The sequence below is a fragment of the Methylobacterium sp. Gmos3 genome (assembly GCF_056430985.1).
Window position 1 is genome coordinate 13263 of the sequence record NZ_JBWJYL010000014.1, and the last position, 20856, is coordinate 34118.

General features: G+C 71.4%; 14 protein-coding genes. 8 read left to right on the plus strand and 6 right to left on the minus strand.

All coding sequences use genetic code 11. From position 1 onward, the window contains the following. Window positions 1-165: 165 nt before the first annotated feature. The gene (gene uvrA, locus ACS5Q7_RS22925; protein ID WP_478341575.1) at window positions 166-3264 is read right to left on the minus strand and encodes an excinuclease ABC subunit UvrA; all 3099 of its coding nucleotides are present in this window, start codon (window positions 3262-3264) and stop codon (window positions 166-168) included. 265 nt (window positions 3265-3529) lie between these two features. Here uvrA and ACS5Q7_RS22930 point away from each other — a divergent pair, with 265 nt between their 5' ends. Beyond that, on the plus strand, window positions 3530-4684 hold the full coding sequence (locus ACS5Q7_RS22930; RefSeq protein ID WP_478341576.1) for an MFS transporter: 1155 nt from the start codon (window positions 3530-3532) through the stop codon (window positions 4682-4684). 9 nt (window positions 4685-4693) lie between these two features. Here the strand turns inward: ACS5Q7_RS22930 and ACS5Q7_RS22935 are convergent, their stop codons facing one another. Then, complete coding sequence (locus ACS5Q7_RS22935; RefSeq protein WP_478341577.1) at window positions 4694-5713, minus strand: zinc-binding alcohol dehydrogenase family protein; 1020 nt, start codon at window positions 5711-5713, stop codon at window positions 4694-4696. A gap of 97 nt (window positions 5714-5810) precedes the next feature. Here ACS5Q7_RS22935 and ACS5Q7_RS22940 point away from each other — a divergent pair, with 97 nt between their 5' ends. From ACS5Q7_RS22940 to ACS5Q7_RS22960, 5 genes are all read left to right on the plus strand, one after another. Beyond that, on the plus strand, window positions 5811-6170 hold the full coding sequence (locus ACS5Q7_RS22940; protein WP_478341578.1) for a winged helix-turn-helix transcriptional regulator: 360 nt from the start codon (window positions 5811-5813) through the stop codon (window positions 6168-6170). Between the two features lie 97 nt (window positions 6171-6267). After that, window positions 6268-8325 carry a methyl-accepting chemotaxis protein gene (locus tag ACS5Q7_RS22945; protein WP_478341579.1) on the plus strand — a complete coding sequence of 686 codons (2058 nt, stop codon included), beginning with the start codon at window positions 6268-6270 and terminating at the stop codon, window positions 8323-8325. 246 nt (window positions 8326-8571) lie between these two features. Then, window positions 8572-10512, plus strand: coding sequence for an autotransporter assembly complex protein TamA (locus ACS5Q7_RS22950; protein ID WP_478341614.1), 1941 nt, complete (start codon window positions 8572-8574; stop codon window positions 10510-10512). 188 nt (window positions 10513-10700) lie between these two features. Further along, entirely contained in the window at window positions 10701-14999 is a 4299-nt protein-coding gene (locus tag ACS5Q7_RS22955; RefSeq protein WP_478341580.1) for a translocation/assembly module TamB domain-containing protein, read from the plus strand. A gap of 89 nt (window positions 15000-15088) precedes the next feature. Further along, entirely contained in the window at window positions 15089-15406 is a 318-nt protein-coding gene (locus tag ACS5Q7_RS22960; RefSeq protein WP_478341581.1) for an HPr family phosphocarrier protein, read from the plus strand. 197 nt (window positions 15407-15603) lie between these two features. Here the strand turns inward: ACS5Q7_RS22960 and ACS5Q7_RS22965 are convergent, their stop codons facing one another. The 4 genes from ACS5Q7_RS22965 to ACS5Q7_RS22980 form a co-directional block, all read right to left on the minus strand. Further along, window positions 15604-16305, minus strand: a complete 702-nt coding sequence (locus ACS5Q7_RS22965) for an endonuclease III domain-containing protein (RefSeq protein WP_478341582.1) — start codon at window positions 16303-16305, stop codon at window positions 15604-15606. A 33-nt stretch (window positions 16306-16338) separates the two neighbouring features. Beyond that, complete coding sequence (locus tag ACS5Q7_RS22970) at window positions 16339-16572, minus strand: hypothetical protein (RefSeq protein WP_478341583.1); 234 nt, start codon at window positions 16570-16572, stop codon at window positions 16339-16341. A 99-nt stretch (window positions 16573-16671) separates the two neighbouring features. Further along, window positions 16672-17766 (minus strand): CobW family GTP-binding protein, encoded by a 1095-nt coding sequence (locus ACS5Q7_RS22975; RefSeq protein WP_478341584.1) that lies wholly within the window; start codon window positions 17764-17766, stop codon window positions 16672-16674. A gap of 18 nt (window positions 17767-17784) precedes the next feature. After that, the gene (locus ACS5Q7_RS22980) at window positions 17785-19266 is read right to left on the minus strand and encodes a D-alanyl-D-alanine carboxypeptidase family protein (protein WP_478341585.1); all 1482 of its coding nucleotides are present in this window, start codon (window positions 19264-19266) and stop codon (window positions 17785-17787) included. 280 nt (window positions 19267-19546) lie between these two features. On the opposite strand from ACS5Q7_RS22980, the gene queE reads away from it, so the two are divergent. Both queE and rfbC read left to right on the plus strand, forming a co-directional pair. Continuing rightward, the gene (gene queE / locus ACS5Q7_RS22985; protein ID WP_478341586.1) at window positions 19547-20179 is read left to right on the plus strand and encodes a 7-carboxy-7-deazaguanine synthase; all 633 of its coding nucleotides are present in this window, start codon (window positions 19547-19549) and stop codon (window positions 20177-20179) included. A gap of 106 nt (window positions 20180-20285) precedes the next feature. Next, window positions 20286-20837, plus strand: coding sequence for a dTDP-4-dehydrorhamnose 3,5-epimerase (gene rfbC, locus ACS5Q7_RS22990; RefSeq protein WP_478341587.1), 552 nt, complete (start codon window positions 20286-20288; stop codon window positions 20835-20837). Window positions 20838-20856 lie beyond the last annotated feature (19 nt).

Genomic DNA, 20856 nt, shown 5'->3' on the forward strand with positions numbered 1-20856 from the left:
ACCGGCAAACGCCGCGCCCCGATCCAGCGGCGCCGCGAGCCCCGGACACCCGTAGCCGGGGCATCTTTTTGGATTGCCTAAGCCCGAAACGCCCGATGCCGGGGCCGAATCATGGCGCGTCGTCAGGCGCTTCGCCTACGGAAGCGGCAAAAATTGCCGATCCGCTCAGCCGGCAGCCTTGCGTCGAGGCGCGGGCTTGGCCGCGCGGCGTTCCAGAACCTCGCGCAGGAAGCGCCCGGTGTGACTCGCGGGTGAGGCGGCGATCGTTTCCGGCACGCCCACGGCGACGACCTCGCCGCCGCCGTCGCCACCCTCCGGCCCCATGTCGATGACCCAATCGGCCGTCTTGATGACTTCGAGATTATGCTCGATGACGACGACAGTATTTCCCTGGTCGACCAGCTCGTGCAGTACTTCCATGAGCTTGGCGACATCGTGGAAGTGTAGCCCAGTCGTGGGCTCGTCCAGAATGTACAAAGTGCGGCCCGTGGCGCGCTTGGACAGCTCCTTCGACAGCTTCACCCGCTGCGCCTCGCCGCCCGACAGGGTGGTCGCCTGCTGGCCGACGCGGACGTAATGCAGGCCGACGCGCTTCAGCGTCTCCATCTTGTCGCGGATCGAGGGCACCGCCTTGAACAGCTCCGCCGCTTCCTCGACCGTCATGTCGAGGATGTCGGCGATCGATTTCTCGCGGTACTTCACCTCGAGCGTCTCGCGGTCGTAGCGCTTGCCCTTGCAGACGTCACAGGTGACGTAGACGTCCGGCAGGAAGTGCATCTCGATCTTGATGACACCGTCGCCGGAGCAGGCCTCGCAGCGCCCGCCCTTAACGTTGAAGGAGAAGCGGCCCGGCTGGTAGCCCCGCGCCTTGGCCTCGGGCAGGCCGGCGAACCAATCGCGGATCGGCGTGAAGGCGCCGATATAGGTGGCGGGGTTCGAGCGCGGGGTGCGCCCGATCGGCGACTGGTCGATGTCGATGACCTTGTCGAGGTGCTCCAGCCCCTCGATCCGGTCGTAGGGCGCCGGGTGCTCCACCGCCCCGTTCAGCTTCTTGGCCACCGCCTTGTAGAGCGTGTCGATCACGAGGGTCGACTTGCCGCCGCCGGACACCCCCGTCACGCAGGTGAAGGTGCCCAGCGGAATCGCGATGTCCACGTCCTTCAAGTTGTTGCCGCGCGCACCGAACACCTGAAGCGTACCCTTGCGGCCCTTCCGCCGTGCGGTCGGCATCCGCACCGCCATCTCGCCGGTCAGGTACTTGGCGGTGAGCGAGGCGGGGTTCGCCAGCACCTCGGCGGGCGTGCCCTGGGCGATGATCTCGCCGCCGTGGATGCCCGCGCCGGGGCCGACATCGACCACGTAATCGGCCTGGAGAATGGCGTCCTCGTCGTGCTCCACGACGATCACCGAGTTGCCGAGGTCGCGCAGGCGCTTCAGCGTGCCGAGCAGACGCTCGTTGTCCCGCTGGTGCAGGCCGATGGAGGGCTCGTCGAGCACGTAGAGAACGCCGGTCAGGCCGGAGCCGATCTGGCTCGCGAGGCGGATGCGCTGGCTCTCGCCGCCGGACAGCGAACCGGAGCCGCGCGCCAGCGTCAGGTATTCCAGGCCGACATCCATCAGGAAGCTCAAGCGGTCGCGGATCTCCTTGAGGATGCGGACCGCGATCTCGTTCTGCTTGGCCGTCAGCTTCTCCGGCAGGTCGGCGAACCATTGGTGCGCCTTGCTGACCGACAGGTCAGTGACGTCGCCGATGTCGTGCATCGCGACCTTCACCGCCAGCGCCTCGGGCTTGAGGCGCTTGCCGAGGCAGGCGGCGCAGGGCGTCTCGCTCATGAAGCGGCCGATCTCCTCGCGCACGGCGTCGGAATCGCTCTCCTTGTAGCGGCGCTCCAGGTTCGGGATCACGCCCTCGAAGGGCTTGTTGACCGAATACCGGCGCAGGCCATCGTCGTAATAGAAGCGGATCGCCTCGCGGCCGGACCCGTATAGCACCACGGCGCGGTCGGCGTCCCTCAGCTTGCCCCAGGGGGTACTGGTCTCGAAGCCGAAATGGGCGGAAAGGGCATCGAGCGTCTGCCCGTAATACGGCGAGGTCGATTTCGCCCAGGGCGCCACCGCCCCGCGCTTCAGGCTCAAGGCCGGATCGGAGATGACCAGTTCGGCGTCGATCCGCATCTCGTGGCCGATGCCGCCGCAGGTCGGGCAGGCGCCGAACGGGTTGTTGAACGAGAAAAGCCGCGGCTCGATCTCGGCGATGGTGAAGCCGGAGACCGGGCAGGCGAAGCGCGACGAGAAGGTGATGGACTGCGCCTCCTCCCCCTCGGCCACGTCGGCGTAGACGATCTCGGCGATGCCGTCGGCGAGGTCGAGGGCGGTCTCAAAGGAATCGGCCAGCCGCGAGGCGATGTCGTCACGCACGACGATGCGGTCCACCACCACGTCGATGTCGTGCTTCAGCTTCTTGTCGAGCTTGGGCGCGTCGTCGATGGCGTAGAACTCGCCGTCGATCCGCAGGCGCTGGAAGCCCTTCTTCTGGAACTCGGCGATCTCCTTGCGGTACTCGCCCTTCCGGCCGCGCACCACGGGGGCGAGCAGGTAGAGCCGCGTCTTCTCCGGCAGGGTCAGCACCCGGTCGACCATCTGCTGGACGGTCTGGCTCTCGATGGGCAGGCCGGTAGCCGGCGAATAGGGGATGCCGACCCGCGCCCAGAGCAGGCGCATGTAATCGTAGATCTCGGTGACGGTGCCCACCGTCGAGCGCGGGTTCTTCGAGGTGGTCTTCTGCTCGATGGAAATGGCCGGCGAGAGCCCGTCGATCTGATCGACATCGGGCTTCGACATCATCTCCAGGAACTGGCGGGCATAGGCCGAGAGCGATTCGACGTAGCGGCGCTGCCCCTCGGCGTAGATCGTGTCGAAGGCGAGCGACGACTTGCCCGAGCCCGAGAGGCCGGTGAACACCACCAGCCGGTCGCGGGGGATCGTCAGGTCGACGTTCTTCAGATTGTGCTCGCGGGCGCCGCGCACGGAGATGACGCGCTGGTCCCGCGCCGCCGGGCCGGCCGAATCGAACAGCTTCTCCAGCTTGGCATCGATGGACGCTTCGGCCTTGGCCGCGGCGCGCGGAGGCGCCTTCGCGGTGGCCTTCACCGTCGACTTATCCGTCACTTTGGCTGTCACCTTGGCGCCGGCCTTGCCGGCGGCGGGACGGGGGCTCGCGGGTTCGGCGGCCTGCTTCTGGGCTCCGGCACGGGCTCTGGCCATGAGGGCGGCGGTCTTTCGAGGCGTCGACGCGGATGGGGAGGCGTCCGGTGAACCGGCCGCGGCACCGGCTCATGTCGATCCCCGCTGGCCGATGGCAAGGTGCGACGGTCCATTCGCGGACCCGCCCCCGCGTCAGCTTGCTAGAACGAAATGAGTACGCGGGCAACCGGCCCCGCGCAGGGCAGGCTGGCGCCGGCCTGCCTTGCGGCCAAGCGCGGGCCGCCCCAGAGGTATGGCTCCGCCACCCGATTGCCGACACCTGCCGATGCAGATTCTCGCCGCGACCGAGCCGCGCGCCACCCTGACCCGCGACGGCGCGTGGTCCACCCGCCTCCTGTTCCTCATCGTCGGCCTCGGCACCGCCGCCTGGGCGCCGCTGGTCCCGCATGTGAAGGCGCAGGCCGGTTTGAGCGAGGCGCAACTCGGCCTCCTGCTGCTCTGCCTCGGCATCGGCTCCATCGCGGCGATGCCCCTCGCGGGCGGGGCGGCGGCGCGGTTCGGCCTGCGGCCGGTGGTGCTCTTCGGCACGGGCGCGATCGCGCTGCCGCTGCCGATCCTCGCGAACGCCGATTCGGCGTGGCTGTTCGCGCCCTGCCTGCTCCTGTTCGGCGCGGGGATGGGTGCGGTCGATTGCGCCATGAATCTCCAGGCCGTCGCGGTGGAGAAGGCGAGGGGACGCCCGATGATGTCGGGCTTCCACGGGCTCTACAGCCTCGGCAGCCTCGTCGGAGCGCTGGCGGCGGGGGCTTTGCTCTTCGCCGGGCTCGGGATCGGCACCACGACCCTGCTCGCGGTCGCCGCCATCGCCGTGATGTTCGCAGCCTCCTGGCCCGGCATCCTGGCGCGGGCCGCCACGGCGGGCGGCCCCGCCTTCGCCCTTCCGCGCGGGATCGTCCTCGTCATCGGCATCCTGTGCTGCATCACCTTCCTCACGGAGGGATCGGTGCTCGATTGGAGCGCCGTGTTCCTGTCGCAGGACAGAGGCGTCGATGCCGCGCGGGCGACGCTCGGCTACGCTGCCTTCTCGGTGACGATGACGGCCGGCCGTCTCGCGGGGGACGGGATCGTCGCATGGCTCGGGCGGAGGCGCGTCCTCGTCCTCGGCGGGCTCTGCGCCGCCGCCGGCCTCGCCCTCACGGTCCTCGTCCCGGCCTGGGAGGCGGCGCTGGCCGGCTACGCCCTGGTCGGGGCGGGCTGCGCCAACATCGTGCCCGTGCTGTTCACCGCCGCCGGACGCCAGACGGCGATGCCCCCGAGCGTCGCCGTGCCGGCCGTGACCACCTTCGGCTATGCCGGGGTGCTCGCCGGCCCGGCGCTGATCGGCTTCGTCGCCCAGGGGACGAGCCTGCCGACCGCCTTCATGACGGTCGCGGTGCTGCTGGTCGGCGTCGCGGCGGCGGGGCGGGTGCTGCGCCTGTAAGGCCCCGGCCTAATCCGAAAAGCCTTCGAGCACGATCTTGCCCTTGGCCCGGCCGGATTCGATCAGGGCGTGGGCCCGCCGGAGGTTGTCCGCATCGATGCGCCCGTAATGCTCACCCAGGGTGGTGCGCAGGCGTCCCTCGTCCACGAGCCGCGCGACCTCGTTCAGGAGCCGCCCCTGCTCGGCGATGTCGGCGGTGGCGAACATCGAGCGGGTGAACATGAACTCCCAGTGCAGGGACAGGCTCTTCCGCTTCAGCACCGAGATATCCAGGCTCTCGGGATCGTCGATCAGGGCGAAGCGCCCCTGCGGCGCGATCAGTCCGGCGATCTCGGTGAGATGCAGGTCGGTGTTGGTGGTCGAGAAGACGAGGCCCGGCGCGCCGATCCCGAGGGCCGCCACCTCGGCGGCCAGCGGCTTGCCGTGGTCCACGACATGGTGCGCCCCGAGATCCCGGCACCATTGCGCCGTCTCCGGCCGCGAGGCGGTGGCGATCACCGTCAGGTCGGTGAGCTGCCGGGCGAGCTGGATCGCGATGGACCCGACTCCGCCCGCCCCGCCGACGATGAGCAGCGCATGGGCCGCGCCGGGCACGGGCCTGCCCGTGTCGAGCCGGTCGAACAGGGTCTCCCAGGCGGTGATCGCCGTGAGCGGCAGGGCGGCGGCCTGCGCCCAATCGAGGCTCGTCGGCTTGCGCCCGACGATCCGGGCATCGACGCAGTGAAACTCGGAATTGGTCCCCGGTCGGCCGAGATCGCCGGCATAGAACACCGCGTCGCCGGCCGCGAATTCCGTCACCTCCGCGCCGGTCGCGACGACGGTGCCGGCGGCGTCCCATCCGAGCACCTTGGCGCCGCCGGCCTCCGGCTCGGCCCGGCGCCGGACCTTGGTGTCCACCGGGTTCACCGAGATCGCCTCGACCTTCACCAGCAGGTCGCGCGGTCCCGGCTCGGGCTCCGGCAGGTCGAGGTCGATTAGCGCCTCGTCCTGGGTGATCAGCAGGGACTTCCGGTATCCGACGGCGCGCATCGCGACCTCCTCGTATCGAGGCCCGCGTGATGCCGCCGCTCTTCCCGGCGCGCAAGTACGCACATAAAAGGCCACTAGTGTCGAAAAGGATACCGTCATGGCCCGAACCCGCCACCACAGCGGCGATTGCAGCCCCGGCTGCGCCGTGGAAGCCACGCTCCGGCTCATCGACGGCAAGTGGAAGGGCGTGATCCTCTACCACCTGCTAGAGGGGACGATGCGGTTCAGCGAACTCCGGCGCCGGCTGACGAGCGTCACCCAGCGGATGCTGACGAACCAGCTCCGGGAAATGGAGGCGGACGGGCTGATCGCGCGGAAGGTGTACGCCCAAGTACCTCCCAAGGTTGAGTATAGCCTCACCGAGCGCGGCCGCTCGCTGCAACCTGTCATTTGCGCATTGAAAGCTTGGGGCGATTTGCACACCGGCGATGCAGAATCTCTTCGCCCTGCTGCTTAATCAAGCAATTTGCCTCCACATAAGCTCCGCATCGGAAACGATAATTTTATCAAGCTTGTCGAGTATTGGACAAACGAACACTATCCCTGGCTGAGTTATGATGTTCCTCGCGACGCTCCATTCCCGCATCCTGGCCGTCGCGCTGGCGCCGTGCCTTGCCTTCGCGGGGGCCGCCGGGGTCTCGATCTCCCATCAGTGGGAACGGCGTGCCGAGATGGTGCAGGTCGAGGATTACGTCGGCCTCTCCTCGCGGATCAGCGCCTTCGTCCACGAGGCACAGCGGGAACGGGGCGCCTCCAGCCTGTTCCTGGCGGCCAAGGGCACGCAGTTCGGCCAGGAAATGGCGGCGCAGCGGGTCCGCACCGACGCGGCGCTCGGCGGCCTGCGGGAAGCGGTCTTGACGGGGGGCTTCGCGGCGATGGGCGGGACACCCGCCGCCAGCGCCAAGGATTTCGCGGACAGGCTCGGCGGCCTCGCCGCGCAGCGCAAGGCGATCGATGCCCTGTCGATCCCAGCGCCGCAAGCCGCCGTCTATTATACCGGCATGATCGGCTCGGGCCTCGGCCTCGTCCGCGCCATGGGCGGCGCCATGGACGAGGCCTCGATCGCGGCCCGCGCCCAATCCTACGCAGCGTTCCTGATGATGAAGGAGGCCGCCGGCCAGGAGCGCGCCGCCGCGTCAGCCGTGTTCGCCTCCGGCCAGTACGACCTCGCGGCCCTACGCCGGCTCGCGACCCTCGCGGCAGATCAGGCGAGCTACACAAAGCTGTTCCGCTCCGCCGCCGCGCCGACGCAGGCCGGCGCCCTCGACGCGGCCGAGGGAAGCGGCCCCTCCCGCGAGGTCGCGCGGCTGCGCGAATCCCTTCTCTCCCTCGCTCCGGGCGAAACCCCGGCCTTCCGCGACGCGCCGGGCTGGTTCAAGCTCGCGACGCAGCGCATCGACGCGCTGAAGGGTGTCGAGGACCAGCTGACCGGCGAACTGATCGGGCAGGCGCGGTCCCTGCGCGCCGATGCGGAGCGGCTGCTGTGGCTCTGGATCGGCGGGGCGCTCGCGCTGCTCGCGGCCTCGGCCGGCATCGCCGTGGCCCTCGGCACCGCGATCAGCCGCCCGCTCACCCGCCTCGCGCATGCCCTCACCGTCATCGGCCGGGGCGAGGGCGAGGGCGATGCGGTGGTGCTGCCGGCTGGCGGCCCGCGCGAGTTGCAGGCGATCACCGGCGCGGCTTTCGCCTTCCGCGAGAGCGTCGCGGAGCGCCGCACCGCACGGGCGGCGCAGGAGCGGATGGCCCTGGAACACGCCGCCGCCCAGCGCGAGACGGCCAAGCTCCTCGCCGACGATTTCGAGGGACAGGTCGGCAGCATCGTGGAGGCGGTCTCGGCCTCGGCGAGCCAACTCGAATCCTCGGCGCTGGGCATGGCCAAGGCCGCCCGCGACACGACCGGGCTGAGCCGCGCGGTCGCCAGCGCCTCGGCCTCGGCGGCGGGTTCGGCCGATGCGGTCGCCGCCGCGACGGAGGAACTGTCGGTGTCGGTGCACGAGATCGCCTCGCAGGTCGGCGCCTCGGCCAACCTCGCCGCCACCGCCCAGCGCGACGCGGACGGCGCGGCGGCGGAGGTGCGCCGCCTCGCGGAGGCCGCCGCCAGCATCGGCGAGATCGTCGGGATGATCTCCAGCGTCGCCGCGCAGACCAACCTGCTGGCCCTGAACGCCACCATCGAGGCCGCCCGCGCGGGCGAGGCGGGCAGGGGGTTCGCGGTGGTCGCGGCGGAGGTGAAGGAACTCGCCGCCCAGACCACCCGCGCCACCGACGACATCTCGGTCAAGGTCGCGGAGATCACGGGGGCGACGGCGGCCTCGGTGCGCTCCATCGGCGGCATCGCGACCGTGGTCCGCGACCTCGCCCGGATCGGCTCGGACATCGCCGCCATGGTCGAGGAGCAGGGCGCCGCCACCGCCGAGATCGCCCGTACCACCGCGCAGACCTCGCAGGACACCCGCGCCGTCTCGGGCCATGTCGCGGGGGTCGATGCCGCTGCCGCGACTGCGAGCCTCGGTTCGGATCAGGTGCTCACCGCCGCGAGCGATCTGTCGCGTCAGGCGGGGGCCCTGCGCGGAGCGGTCGCAGGCTTCCTCACACAGGTAAGGGCGGCGTGAGTCGTCCTCTCGCCACAGAGTCGACTCATTTCGGGCATGGTCTGACAGGCCGGGGCCGTGCCATCGCGCGGTGATCGGTTTAGAGGTAAGAACGCGCCCCTGGCGAGGCGCTGAGCGAGACGTGGGGGCGTCGAGCATGAATCGGAACGCGTACGGCCAAACCGATCGCAGCCTGGCCTGACGGCTGCGATTCGCTTGGTGTTCCTTCGACGTCCGTTCTCCCTGCCGCAGGGGGCTGCCCGCGCGGTGCTGATCGCCTGGGCGGCGAGTGCTGCCGGCCTTCTGCTGCCGGAGCCCGCCCGCGCCTTCGACCTGTTCGGCCTGTTCGGTTCCGAGCCGGAGCCGCCGGCCCCGAGCCCGACCGCTCTGCCCTATGCGGCCAAGATCACCGGCACCGACGATTCCGACGTCCTGACCGCCGTGCAGGACGCCTCCGCCCTGTACCGCCTGCGCCAGGAAGCGCCCCCGGACGGGGAGGGGCTGGTGCGCCGCGCCGAGGCGGACATCCTCAAGCTCGCCGACGTCCTCTCGGGCTACGGCTACTATCAGGGCCGGATCGAGATTCGCATCGACGGCGTGCCCGTCGCCCCCGGCCGGACCGAGGCGGCAGTGCGCGCCGCCGAGGCGTGGCGCAACCGCGGCCTCGTGCCGGTGAAGGTCGCCGTCGATCTCGGGCCGCTCTACACCCTGCGCCGGATCGCCGTGCGCGACCGGGCCGGGCGGCCCTTCCCGGAGGAGGTGCTGCCGCCGCGCCTCACGCGCGTCGATGACGACGTGCCGGCCCGCTCCGCGACCGTGCTCGCCCGCGAGGCGGCCATCGTCGACAATTTTCGCGCGCAGGGGCACCCCTTCGCCAAGGTGGTGGACCGCGACCCCGTGGTGGACGATTCCGCCCACGTCATGGACGTGACCTTCACCCTCGATCCGGGGCCGAAGGCCGGGATCGGGACGGTGAGCGTCCGGGGCGCGGAGGGCATGGACCCGGCCACGATCCGCTCCTTCATCTATGCGGAGCCGGGCGATCCGTATTCGCCGCAGGCCGTGTCGGCGATTCGCCGTTCGGTGGCGCGCCTCGAAGGCATCGGCGCCGTGCGGGTGCGCGAGGGGACCGAACTCGACGCGGACGGCAACCTGCCGCTCTTCGTGGAGGTCAGCGAGCGCGAGAAGAACCTGATCGGCGTCTCGGCGCGCTACTCGACGGTCGATGGGCCGGGGGTGCGGGCCTATTACGCCAACCGCAACCTGTTCGGCGGCGGCGAGACCTTCCGCCTCGACGCCGATCTCTATTATCTCGGCCTCGGCTACGACCCGTTCGCGCAGCAGCGCAAGCAGGCGGGCATCGGCACCAACGGCCTCGGCGGGCGCCTCTCAGCGACCTACGTGCAGCCCGCCCTCTGGGGCACCCGCAACGATTTCCTGGCGAACGCCTTCGTCACCCGCGAGGTGCAGCAGAGCTACCTCGTGGACGGCGGCGGCGTCTCCGGCGCGATCCGCCACCGGTTCTCGGACACGTTCTCGGCGCAGATCGGCCTCGACGCGCAGGCGGGCCGCTCGCAGGACGCGCTGGGCACGGTGAACTACCGGCTGATCGGCGTGCCGGCCTCCGTCACCTACGATTCCACCGACAGCCTCCTCGACCCGACCAAGGGCTTCCGGGCCATCGCGTCGCTCGCCGCCTATCCCGGCGGCCTCTCCGATCCCGGCATCCTCGTCGCGAAGGCGCAGGGCTCGACCTATTATTCGCTGGACGACGAATCCCGCTTCATCCTCGCCGGCCGCGTCGGCTTCGGCTCGGTCTCGGGGGCGAAGCTCGGGGAGATCCCGGACAATTTCCGCTTCTTCGCGGGCGGCGGCGGCTCGGTGCGCGGCTACCCCTACCGGACGCTCGGCCCCATCGGCCCGTTCAACCTGCCCATCGGCGGGCGCAGCCTGCTCGAAGCCTCCATCGAGGCACGGATCAAGGTGACGGACACGATCGGCGTGGTGCCGTTCTTCGACGCGGGCACGGCCTTCGCCTCGTCGCTGCCGAACTTCGATGAGACCATCCGCAAGTCGGTCGGCATCGGCCTGCGCTACTACACCGGCATCGGCCCGATCCGCGCCGACCTCGCCTTCCCCCTCGACGCCTACAAGGGCGGCCATGTCCGCCCCGCCGTCCTGTATCTCAGCCTCGGGCAGGCGTTCTGATGGCCTTCTTCACGCACGCTGCCTCTCCCTCCCCCCCGTGCGGGGGAGGGTACCCTGCGAAGCAGGGGGGGAGAGGGGAGCGACGGCTCAGGAGAGATCACGCGGCGCGCCACATCCTGAACCGTCGCTCCCCTCTCCCGACCCCGGCTGACGCCGGGGCCACCCTCCCCCGCAGAGGGGGGAGGGGGATGGCGATACTGATTCTTCTCCTCTGCCTCGTCACCCTCGCGCCGCTCGCGCCCCGCGCGGAGGACGGCGACAAATCCGTCCTCGGCGGGCTTCTCTCGAAGGCGCTCTCCACCCCCGCCTCCCGCGTCACCATCGGCGCCGTGGACGGTGCGCTCTCCTCGGACGCGACCATCCGCGACGTGGCGGTGAGCGACCGCGCGGGAATCTGGCTCAAGCTCGACAAGGCGCGGATCTCCTGGCGGCGTCTCGCGCTCCTGTCGGGCCGGCTGGAGGTCGACACCCTGGAAATCGGCCGGCTGGAGGTGCTGCGGCGCCCGCTTCCCGGCCCGACGCCGGAGGAGGCCAAGCCCGACGGCAAGTTGCTGCCGGACCTGCCGGTGAAGGTCGAGATCAAGGGCTTCAAGCTCGCGGAACTGGTGCTCGGCGAGGAGATCGCCGGCCAGCCTGCCCGGCTCTCGGCTCAGGGCAGCGCGAAGCTCGGCGCGGCGAGCGAGGGGCTGGACCTTCGCGCCGAGGCCAAGCGACTCGACGCGGCCGGGTTCTTCGGCCTGACCCTCGCCTACGTCCCGAACGGCGACAAGCTCGAATTGAAGGCCAGCCTGCTGGAGGAGGCGGGCGGCCTGCTCTCCAAGGCCGCTTCGATCCCCGGCGCGCCGCCCATCGCCTTCGACCTCGACGGCAAGGGCACCCTCGACGCCTGGAACGCCACCCTCGACTTCACCGCCGGCCCGGAGATCGGCGCCAAGGGCGGCGCGAAGATCTCGCGCATCGGCGCCGAGCGGCGGCTCTCCCTCGATCTCGCCGCGCGCATCGAGGGGCTGGTGCCCGGCCCGGCCGCCTCGGTCTTCGCCGGCACGACCAAGCTCGACGGCGGTCTCTCCTTCGCGGATAGCGGCGCCTTCCGCATCGACCGGCTGGACCTCGCCTCCCGCACCGCGCGGCTGTCGGCCGCCGGCGGCATCACCGCCGACCGGATCGCCGACCTGACCCTTCAGGCCCGCGCCCTGCCGACCGAGGGCGAGGTGACGAAGGCGGGCGAGTCCGAGATCGCCAAGCTCGTCTTCGACGGCAGCCTCAAGGGCCCGCTGACCACCCCGACCGTGCGCGGCAAGCTCGACGCCGCCGGCATCCGCAGCCGCGATTCCGACCTCGACAAGGTGGCCGCGACCCTCTCCGTCGAGCCGGAGGGCGACCCGAAGGCCGGGCGCTTCGCCATCATGGCCGATGGCGATGCCGAGGGCTTGCGCCTCGCCGACCCGGCGCTGCGCCGCGCCATCGGCTCGGCGGCGAAGCTCACCCTGCGCGCCAGCGCCGGCCCGGACGGGGTGATCGACGTGTCGCGCCTCTCTGCCATCTCCGACACCGCGCAGGCCTCCTATGTCGGGCGGCTCGGCCAGAACGTGCTGGCCGGGACGCTCCAGGCATCGCTCCCCGACCTCGCCGCCTTCTCCGGCCTCGCCGGGCGGGGTCTCGCGGGGAGCGTCGAGGCTAAGGCACGGCTCTCGGGCGATCCGGCCCGCAAGGCGCTCGCCGCCGATCTCACCGTCACCGGCTCCGGCCTCGCCACCGGCAGCGGCCCGGCCGACCGCCTCCTCGGCCGGGGGCCGACCCTCACCGGCCGGGTCTCGCGGACCTATGACGGCTACGGCTTCGACCATCTCCGCCTCGAAGGCGCGGGCCTGCTGGCCACGCTGCAGGGGCAGGCGACGGCCGCCGCCGCGGATGTGGCCGCCCGGGTCGACCTGAAGAGCCTCACCGACCTCGATGCGCGCTTCACCGGCCGCGCCGCCCTCGACGCGCGGCTGACCGGCTCCCTGGAAAAGCCCGACCTCGCCGCCACGCTCACCGCCCCCTCGGCCAGTGCCGACGGGCGACCGATCCGCAACCTCGCCATCGAGGCAGCTCTAAAAGACGCGACCGGCGCGGCGGACGGCACCGTGAAACTCTCCGGCGACGTGGGCGGCAAGCCCCTCTCCGGCGGGGCGCATGTCGCCCGCGCCGCGCTGCCGGCCGGGACCGATTGGGTGCTCGACCGGCTTGCCCTCACCCTCGGCTCGGTGGTGATCGAGGGCAATGCGGCGCTGGCCGAGGCGACGCAGCTCGCCGCCGGCACCCTCGCCGTGCGGGCGGGGAACCTCGACGACCTTTCGCCGCTCAGCCCCGAACCTCTCGCCGGACGCCTCGACGCCACCGTCACCCTCACCCGCGACGGCGGACGCCAGGGCGCGGCGATCCGCGCGACCGGCGCGAACCTCCGCTACGGCGACACGGCGCTGGCGCGGCTCGACGCCGACCTGCGCGGCGCCGACATCCGCGCCCGGCCGGTCCTCGACGGGCATCTCGATGCCGACCGGGTCGTGGCCGCCGGCCAGATCATCGACACGCTGCGCCTCGCCGCCACCGGCACCGCGAGCGCCAGCGACGTGGTGCTCACCGCCCGCGCGCGCGGCTTCGCCCTCGATGGCGCCGCCCGGCTGATCCCCGCCGACGCGACGCGGATCGAGATCGCCCGGCTCTCGGCCGCGCGCGGCGCCGACCGCTTCGCCCTGACGGGTCCGGCCACGATCACCCTCACTGACGGCGGGGCGGTGATCGACGGCCTGTCCATCGCCGCCGGCTCGGGCCGCGTGCAGGTCTCCGGCCGGGCCGGACAGAACCTCGACCTCAAGGTCGCGATCCGCGCGCTGCCCCTGTCCCTCGCCCGCATCGCCTCGCCCGACCTCGCCCTGTCGGGCACCCTCGACGGCGAGGCGGACGTCCACGGCCCGGCGAGCCGGCCGGAGGGGCGATACGCCCTCAAGGTCGCGCGCCTCGTCGCGCCGCAGACCCGCAGTGCCGGCCTGCCGCCCATTGAGGCCGAGGCGCAGGGCACGCTCTCGGGCGGACAGGCCAGCCTCGACGGGCGCGTGAGCGCCGGGCGCGGCATGGCGCTGACGCTCTCCGGCTCGCTCCCCATCGAGCCCGGCGGTCCCCTCAACCTGCGCGGCAAGGGCACCCTGGACGCGGCGCTCGCCAATTCCATGCTGAGCGCCACCGGCCAGAGCGTCGGCGGCAGGGTCGCCATCGACGGCGGCGTCACCGGCACCCTCGCCGCGCCCCGCGCCGAGGGCAGCGCCACCCTGTCGGGGGGCAGCTTCACCGATCCGCTGAACGGCATCCGCTTTACCGCCATCGAGGGCCGCGTCACCGGGCGGGGCGACAGCCTCGTCGTGGAACGCCTCACCGCCTCGACCCGCAACGGCGGACGGGTCGCCGCCTCGGGCAAGGTCAGCCTCGACCCGGCCGGGGGCTTCCCCGGCGCCTTCCGCCTCACCGCCGAGCGGGCGGAACTGGTCTCCAGTTCCCTCATGACGGCGGTGGCCGGGCTCGACCTGTCGCTCTCCGGCCCGCTCGCCCGCACGCCGAAGATCACCGGCCGGGTGGACGTCGCCTCCATCGACGTCGCGGTGCCCGACCGGCTGCCCGCCACGGCCCGGCCGCTGCCGGGCGTGCGCCACGTCAACACCCCGCCGGAGTTGCGCGCCCGCCTCGCCAAGCGCGCCGAGGCGAAGGCCGTCCGGGGGCGGGGGCGCGGCAAGGCTGCCGCCCCCTTCGATGCCACCCTCGACGTCTCGGTCGATGCGCCGAGCCATATCTTCGTGCGCGGCCGGGGCATCGATGCCGAACTCGGCGGATCGCTGCGGGTGACGGGCTCCTCGCGCGATCCCCGCGCCAACGGCGAATTCTCCATGCGCCGGGGCCGGTTCGACCTCGTGGGCCAGCGCCTCGATTTCGACCGGGGGCGCATCACCTTCGCCGGCAGCCTGACGACCCCCGATCTCGACTTCTCGGCCCAGACCAAGGCCGGCGACGTCACAGCCCGCGTGGCCGTCTCCGGCCCGGCCGACGCGCCGCAATTCGCCCTGACCTCGGACCCGTCCCTGCCGCAGGACGAGATCCTGTCGCGCCTGCTGTTCAAGAAGGCGGCGGGCGGTCTCTCGCCGTTCCAGGCGCTGCAACTCGCCCAGGCGGTGGCGCAGCTCTCCGGCGGCTCGGCGGGGCCGGATGTGTTCGAGCAGGCCCGCAAGGGGCTCGGCCTCGACAGCCTCGACGTCTCGACCGGGGCAAGCGGCGGCCCGGCGCTCGGCGCCTCGCGCTACATCTCCGACCGGGTGAGCATCGGCGTGAAGGCCGGCGCCAAGCCCGCCGACACCGCCGTGGGCGTCGATGTCGACGTGACCCGGCGGATCAAGCTCAAGGGCGAGGCGGGCAGCGACGGCCGCACCAGCCTCGGGGTCGGCGCGGAATACGAATGGTAGCCCTTCCCCCGGCGATTTGCGTGCTCCGGGATCGACTTGGCCGGCTCATGGTCTAGTCTTCCCCCGGCCGGACGACCGCAGCGAGACCGATGGACGACCTCTACGAGAACGACGACAACCCTTCGGTGCCGGAGGGCGGCTTCCTGCGGAAGCTGCCGATCATCAACCGGCGCGGCCTTCATGCGCGGGCCTCCGCGAAATTCGTGCAGACGGTCGAGCGGTACGATGCCACCGTCACCGTCACCCGCGCGGGCGAGACCGTGGGCGGTCGCTCGATCATGGGCCTGCTGACGCTGGGCGCGGCCATGGGCACCCGCATCGCCGTCACCGCCGTGGGCGAGGACGCGCAGGCGTGCCTGGACGCCATCGAGGCGCTGCTCGCCAACCGGTTCGGCGAGGACGAGTAGCGCCCGTCAGGGCCCGGCTGGAAAGCGACACTTGTCCCTTTCGCCCCCTCATCCTGAGGTGCCGGTGCGCAGCGGCGGCCTCGAAGGAGGGCTCCAGGGATCGCGGAGCCTTCTGGAGCCCTCCTTCGAGGCCCGCTGACGCGGGCACCTCAGGATGAGGTCTTGAGTGGGATAAGGGAGGCTTTCCAGTCAGACTTTCAGGCGCTCTTCTCCGGCCACGTGCAGAGATCGGCGACGGGGCAGCGCGGGCAGGCGGGCTTGCGCGCCGTGCAGGTGTCGCGCCCGTGCCGGAACAGCCAGATGTGGGCGCCGTCCTTGTAGGCGTCGGGCACCAGGGCGGCGAGGCCGTCCGCCACCGCATCGACGGCGCGGCCGGGCGCCAGGGGGATGCGGTTCGAGACCCGGAAGACATGGGTGTCGACGGCGATCACCTTTTCTCCGAAGGCGAAGTTGGCCGTGACCTCGGCAGATTTCCGGCCGATCCCCGGCAGGCGCTGCAAGTCGGCCGCTGTGCGGGGCACCTGCCCGCCGAACTCGCTGGCCAGCGCGGCGCAGAGCTTCAGGATCGCCCGCGTCTTCGACGGGCCGAGGCCGACCGGGCGGACGATCGTCAGGATCGCATCCTCACCCAGCGCCAGGAGCGCGTCCGGCGTGCCGGCCTTCGCGAACAGCGCGTCCGAGACGCGGGCGACGGTCGGGCCGGTGGATTGCGCCGAGAGCAGCACGCTCACCAGCAGCCGGAACGGATCCTCGACTGCGAGACCGGCCTTCGGGTCGGGATCGGCTTGCGCCAGGCGGGCCATCACCGCCTCGACCCGCCCGACCTCGCCGGCCGGAATCGTGTCACGGGATCGCGGGGCGCGGCTGCGCTTCAGGCCATGGATGATGTCGCTCGCCATCGGGCGGAGGTAGGGCGCCCTGGCCCGTGCCGCTCAGGCTGCGACGTCGGGGCGCCAGCCCTCGGGCCGCACGCCGATCAGCGCCCCCTCGGGGATGGGGCGGCGGCTCGGCGCGAATGTCGGCGGGCGGCTGGGCGCGGCCTCGGCTCGAAGAGCGGCGAGCCGCTGCCGCAGGGCGGCGCCGACGGCTGCGAGCCGCGCCCGGCCGGGCTTGGCGCCGGGGGCCGGCTCCCTGAGGCCGCCCTGGATCACGGTGAAGCGTCGCACCATCGTCTGTCCCGCCCTGAAGCGTAGGGTCCCGTTTCGGGACGCTCCGGCGCCGTCGAGGCGCCCTTTGCCCCGTGAGGTTCAAGGACGATGCCGCGCTCAGCCGCCGGGAATGGCGAGGGGGTTGTCGGTCAGGGCGGCGGCGTCGGGGGCATCGAGGCGGGGCCGCCCGAGGAAGGCGTCCCACAGGCGCTGGACGAAGGCCGGGTCGAGATCGGCGAGGATCAGGACGAGGCGCGAGGTCCGGTCGGGATCGGGCCAGGCGGACAGGGTCACGGGGGCGTGGACCACGTGCTGCACCCCATGCACGACGAGGGGCCGGTCGGGATCGTCGGCGAGCGCGACGAGGCCCTTCATGCGCAGGATCTTGGGCCCGTGGCCCGAGCGCAGCAGGTCGAGGAACATCTCGAAGGCCGGGCGCGGTATCGGCTTCTCGCTCGTCAGGCAGATCGCCCGGATCGCGGCGTCGTGCCGGTTCACGTCGAGGCCGGATTGCGGCTCATCCGCGAGGGCGGCGGCGCCGAGCCACGCCTTCACGTCCTCGCCCTTGCCGTCGAGCCCGAACAGGCCGCCGAGCAGGTCGTCGGGGGGCGTGTCGGCCGGCAGGACCGGCGCGGCCGGATTGAGGGCAGCGAGCCGGGTGCGCAGCTCCGTCGTGTCGGGGGCGAGGTCTTCCTTGGTGAGAACCAGCCGGTCGGCCACCGCCGCCTGCCGCATGGCCTCGGGATGGGCGTCGAGGGTCGCCACGCCGTGCACGGCATCGACCACCGTCACCACCGCCTGAAGCCGGTACCGCATCACCAGATACGGATAGTAGATCAGCGCGTGCAGGATCGGGGCGGGGTCGGCGAGGCCGGTCGTCTCGATCACCACCCGGCGGAACGGCGTGATGCGGCCGTTGTCGCGCTGGCGGAGAAGGTCTTCCAGGGTGGCGATCAGGTCGCCGCGCACGGTGCAGCACAGGCAGCCCGCGCCGAGGAGCACCATGTCCTCGTCCACCGTCTCGATGAGCAGGTGGTCGAGGCCGATCTCGCCGAACTCGTTGACGATCACCACCGTGTCGGCGAGCGACGGATCGCCGAGCCAGCGGTTGAGCAGGGTCGTCTTCCCCGCCCCGAGGAAGCCCGTGAGCACCGTGAGCGGGATCGGCTCGGGGCGGCGGGGATCGGGCGGCGGCGGGGCGGGAAGCGACATGACGAGGAGGCTGTTAGCCTACTCGTCGGCTTTGGCGGAAGCCTTCTTGGCGGGCTTGCCGGCCGGCTTGGCCGCGGGCTTGGCTGCGACCGGCTTGTGGGTGGCGGCCGGCTTGTGGGCGCCCTTCGCCTTCACCAGACCCTTGCCGGGCTTGGCTTCCGGCATCCCCGCCGTCTCGGATGCGGTGTAGGCGCTCGCCGAATGCGGGAGCGACGTCCCGGCCGCCGTCTTGCTGGCGGCCTTCGCGGCGCGGGCCTGGGCGGCGGCCTCCTTCACAGCCTGACGCTTGGCGAGCGCCGCCTCGCGCTTGGCCTTGGCGGCTTCGAGCCGCGCGGCGCGGACATTCGCGGCGGCGGCCTGGGCCTCGGCGGCCTGCTGGGCGAGGATCTGCTGGCCCTCGGCGGGATCGCGGCCGATCCAGACGGCGACGGGCTGCAGTGGCGCGCGGGGCGGCAGAGTGCGGGCGCGCATCGCGGGGCTGGAGAAGGCCGCCAGCGCCAGGGACGGCGAGGAGGCCGCCGTGCCGCCGACGAGCTGGGCGGCGGTGGTGGCGTTAGGGGAGGCCGTCACCGCGCCGGGGCCCTCGTCGATCGCCGGGACCTTCTTGCCGCCGCAGACATAGGGGCGCATGTCCGGCGGCGCGCCGAGTGCGGAAGCCGGCAGGGCGTCGAGCCCCGGCCCGCCGCTGCCGTCGCGGGCGAAGCCGTAATCGAACAGGTCGGCGGTCTTTACGTCGCGCTCGCGGGCGCTCGGCTGGCCCATGACGATGGCGACGATGCGCCGCCCGCCCCGCGTGGCGGTCGCCACCACGTTGAAGCCGCCGGAGCAGATGAAGCCGGTCTTCATCCCGTCCGTGCCGGGATAGCGGCCGAGCAGGCCGTTATGGTTCGGGATAACCGCCCCGCCGAACTGGATCGCCGAGATCGAGAACAGGTCGTGGTCGTCGGGGAAGTCGCGGATCAGGGCGCGGGCGAGCACCGCCATGTCGCGGGCCGAGGTCCATTGGCGCGGATCGGGCAGGCCGTTGGGGTTGGTCCACCGGCTGTCCTGCATGCCGATCCGGTGGGCGGTGTCGTTCATCATCGAGGCGAAGCCGTCGACCGTGCCGCCGAGGCTCTCGCCGATGGCGTAGGCCACGTCGTTGGCCGACTTCACCATGATGATCTTGAGGGCGTTGCCGAGGGTCAGCTGCGTGCCCGGCTTGAAGCCCATCTTCGAGGGCGGCTCTGCCGCCGCGTTCGGCGAGATGGTGATCAGCGTGTCCATCGAGGCCCGCCCCTGGCGGACGAGATCGAGGGCCACGTAGGTCGTCATCAGCTTGGTGATCGAGGCGGGATACCAGGGATCGGTCGGCGCCTGGGAGTAGATCACCCGGCCGGAATCGACATCCGCCAGAAGGATCGGCACCGTCACGGCACTCGCCGCCCCGCCGAGACCCGCGAAAAGGGCGGCGGCGCCGGCGGCGCGGGCCAGGAGACGGCCAATTGTATGATTGAGCATCGGACCTGTCTCGTCGTGAGCCGGCCTTGGCCGCTCACACCGGAGGAAAACGCGCGTCGAACATGCCTTCAACGCACGCTCCATGGCGATACGATGGCGGCCAGGCCCCCTGTGTGAACCGGGGACGTGCGAAGCAGGTGGTATGGTAAAGGCAGCACGTCCGCGCGGGGTGCGGGGTTGCGCGCGCCCGTCGCCGTGGCGCAACACGCATCCGGCGCTGGATCGGCGTCTGTCAAACCATCGGCCGAGGGCCGGCAACGGGCAGGGTTCGGGGATACGGGTGTCTTACGCGGTCAAGGAAATCTTCCACACGCTGCAGGGGGAGGGCGCCCAGGCCGGGCGCGCCGCCGTGTTCTGCCGCTTCAGCGGGTGCAATCTGTGGTCGGGGCGCGAGGAAGATCGCGCGACGGCCGCATGCCGCTTCTGCGATACGGATTTCGTCGGCATGGACGGGGAGGGGGGCGGTCGCTTTCCCGACGCGGCGGCGCTCGCCACCGCCATCGCCGCGACGTGGGAGGGCGGTCCCCACAACCGTTACGTCGTGTTCACGGGGGGCGAGCCCCTGCTCCAGCTCGACGCCGCCCTGATCGAGGCGGTCCACGGACACGGCTTCGAGATCGCCATCGAGACCAACGGCACCCTGCCCGCCCCGGCGGGGATCGACTGGATCTGCGTCAGCCCCAAGGGCGGCAACGCGCTGGTTCAGCAGCGGGGCGACGAACTCAAGCTCGTCTTCCCCCAGGTGGAGGCGAAACCCGAGGCCTTTGCGGACCTCCCGTTCCGGCACCGATTCCTACAACCCATGGATGGAGTTGACGCCGTCGCGAACACGCAGGCGGCGATTGCGTATTGCCGGGCCGACGCGCGCTGGCGCCTCTCGCTCCAGACGCACAAAATGATCGGGATTCCCTGAGGGGCCGATACCGCAACGCAAACTTTCACGCGTCGAAGCCTTGACACGGTGGGGTTCACCCCGGCATCGCCCCGGCTGAAAGTCATCCCGAGCGCCGAGGTTCCCCGTGAAGGTGATCGACACGCCTATTCCGGCCGTGAAGCGCATCGTTCCGAAGCGGTTCGGCGACGCGCGCGGCTGGTTCGCGGAAACTTTCAGAGCCGATGTTCTTGAACAGGCCGGAATTAGCGCCCCGTTCGTGCAGGATAACCAGTCCTTCTCGGCACCGCAGGGCACGGTGAGGGGGCTGCATTTCCAGATACCTCCGCAGCCTCAGGCCAAGTTGATCCGCGTCCTTTCCGGCGCGATCCTCGACGTTGCAGTCGACATCCGGCCCGATTCCCCGACCTACCGCCAGCACGTCGCCGTGCGGCTCGATGCCGACGGCGGCGAGCAGCTGTTCATCCCGCACGGCTTCGCGCACGGCTTTTGCACCCTGACGCCGGATGTCATGGTCGCCTATAAAGTCGATTCCTATTACAGTCCGGCTCACGACCGGGGCATCCGCTGGAACGATCCCGAGATCGGAATCGCGTGGCCCGTCAGTGAGGCCGATGCCGTGCTCTCGGACAAGGACCGGAATGCCCCCTGTCTCGGTGAAGCCGGCAAGCTGTTCTAATCAGCGCTCATCACGCCGG

Excerpts from the sequence above, each read along its gene's own strand:
- ACS5Q7_RS22945 (WP_478341579.1), top strand. The coding sequence starts at position 6,268 with ATGATGTTCCTCGCGACGCTCCATTCCCGCATCCTGGCCGTCGCGCTG.
- ACS5Q7_RS22955 (WP_478341580.1), top strand. The coding sequence starts at position 10,701 with ATGGCGATACTGATTCTTCTCCTCTGCCTCGTCACCCTCGCGCCGCTC.
- ACS5Q7_RS22975 (WP_478341584.1), bottom strand. The coding sequence starts at position 17,766 with ATGTCGCTTCCCGCCCCGCCGCCGCCCGATCCCCGCCGCCCCGAGCCG.
- ACS5Q7_RS22935 (WP_478341577.1), bottom strand. The coding sequence starts at position 5,713 with ATGCGCGCCGTCGGATACCGGAAGTCCCTGCTGATCACCCAGGACGAG.
- ACS5Q7_RS22930 (WP_478341576.1), top strand. The coding sequence starts at position 3,530 with ATGCAGATTCTCGCCGCGACCGAGCCGCGCGCCACCCTGACCCGCGAC.
- uvrA (WP_478341575.1), bottom strand. The coding sequence starts at position 3,264 with ATGGCCAGAGCCCGTGCCGGAGCCCAGAAGCAGGCCGCCGAACCCGCG.
- ACS5Q7_RS22980 (WP_478341585.1), bottom strand. The coding sequence starts at position 19,266 with ATGCTCAATCATACAATTGGCCGTCTCCTGGCCCGCGCCGCCGGCGCC.
- ACS5Q7_RS22965 (WP_478341582.1), bottom strand. The coding sequence starts at position 16,305 with ATGGCGAGCGACATCATCCATGGCCTGAAGCGCAGCCGCGCCCCGCGA.
- ACS5Q7_RS22960 (WP_478341581.1), top strand. The coding sequence starts at position 15,089 with ATGGACGACCTCTACGAGAACGACGACAACCCTTCGGTGCCGGAGGGC.
- ACS5Q7_RS22940 (WP_478341578.1), top strand. The coding sequence starts at position 5,811 with ATGGCCCGAACCCGCCACCACAGCGGCGATTGCAGCCCCGGCTGCGCC.